2 protein-coding genes are annotated in these 1,315 nt (G+C 45.1%); both read left to right on the top strand.

All coding sequences use genetic code 11. The annotated features are described in order from the left end of the window. The first annotated feature begins 121 nt into the window (after positions 1–121). Positions 122–553, top strand: a complete 432-nt coding sequence (locus tag NJ959_RS20230; RefSeq protein ID WP_254013548.1) for a hypothetical protein — start codon at positions 122–124, stop codon at positions 551–553. 75 nt (positions 554–628) lie between these two features. Then, positions 629–1,315: hypothetical protein (locus NJ959_RS20225; RefSeq protein ID WP_254013547.1), on the top strand; the 687-nt coding region annotated here is incomplete at its 3' end.

Here is a 1,315-nt window from a genome sequence, read left to right as displayed (position 1 = left end):
CCCCAGACTCAACACCCCATTTCCCACTCCCTAGCCAGGAAATTTGTTAATGTGTGAGGATAGGTTTGCTATATTCAAAGCACTCTCGTGGTTTGAGCCAAAGTTATAGCTAAATAAAATTATGACAACCAGCGACGAATTCAAAAAACAACTCCAGGCGGGTAGGATAGTGGATGCACTAACCCTCGCACTGGCTGAATCTGTTGAGTTAGAAATTACTACCTGGGTATCCTCAGCTAACTCAGAGGCTAAGACTTCATCTGTATCAGATGAACCTCCAGCTAGTTCGCGGATGCGCACTCGTCTTAATATTGTAGAAGGATCTATCGATACTGAAGTTGGCTCTCAGTTCATCGCCAATGGTCCTTATACCGAACTACGGCAATTTCACATGGATCAGGTTCAATCAGGTCGTCAAATTATTCAACATAATTTGGAGAACTTACAACAGATATTTACCGTCCTAACTCGTACCTTAGCCCAATTGCCACCTTCGTCACGTAGAAGTACAGATCCTCTCCTATCTCCTTCCAGTCAGGATGATTTGTCCTAAATTTTCAAGATAACCCTAGAAACGACTGGCACTTTCTTGGCGGGCAAACTGCCCCCATTCAGTGAGATTAGTATTATGGCGTCGAGCGACGACTTTAGAGAAAAACTTAAAGCAGGTAATATTACCGAAGCCCTGACACTGGCTTTGACAGAGGCGGCTACGCTGAAAATTACCACCCAAGTCTTGTCGGGAACGGAGGATTTGGCGGAAAATAAGGCAAAACCAGGTTTCCGCCTGCAAACTCAGATTAATGCCATTGAAGGCGCAATTGAAAATGAAATTGGCGATCAGTTTTTGGGTAATGGTCCTTACCGGGAACTGCTACAATTTCACCAGGATCAGGTGGCTCAAAGCAACCTGATGATTCAGAATAACCTCCAGAGTTTGCAAAAGCTCTTTGAGGTTTTGATTGCTCTACGTCACCCATCTGTACCTCAAACCATCACAGAGCCTGTATTTGTGGGGGATAAGGAGCCGCTATTGCCATCCTTATCTTCAGTTGCGCCGGGATTGGTAATTGAGGCTCAAAAGTCTTTCAGCGAAGAAATACCTCCTTCTCCAGATATTCCCGTCGCTGATATTCCAGCAGGATGGTATATTGACGAGCCAGAGTCTTTCACTGAAGCAATACCTCCTTCTCCAGATACTCCCGTCGCTGATATTCCAGCAGGATGGTATATTGACGAGCCAGAGTCTTTCACTGAAGCAATACCTCCTTCTCCAGATATTCCCGTCGCTGATATTCCAGCAGGATGGTATATT

It is taken from the genome of Limnofasciculus baicalensis BBK-W-15 (genome assembly GCF_024178385.1).
Lineage (GTDB): Bacteria > Cyanobacteriota > Cyanobacteriia > Cyanobacteriales > Coleofasciculaceae > Limnofasciculus > Limnofasciculus baicalensis.
The sequence above is the reverse complement of the archived record's forward strand: the minus strand, read 5'-3'. Positions and strand labels throughout refer to the sequence as shown.

Coding starts and splice junctions, on each gene's coding strand:
- NJ959_RS20230 (WP_254013548.1), top strand. CDS start 122: ATGACAACCAGCGACGAATTCAAAAAACAACTCCAGGCGGGTAGGATA.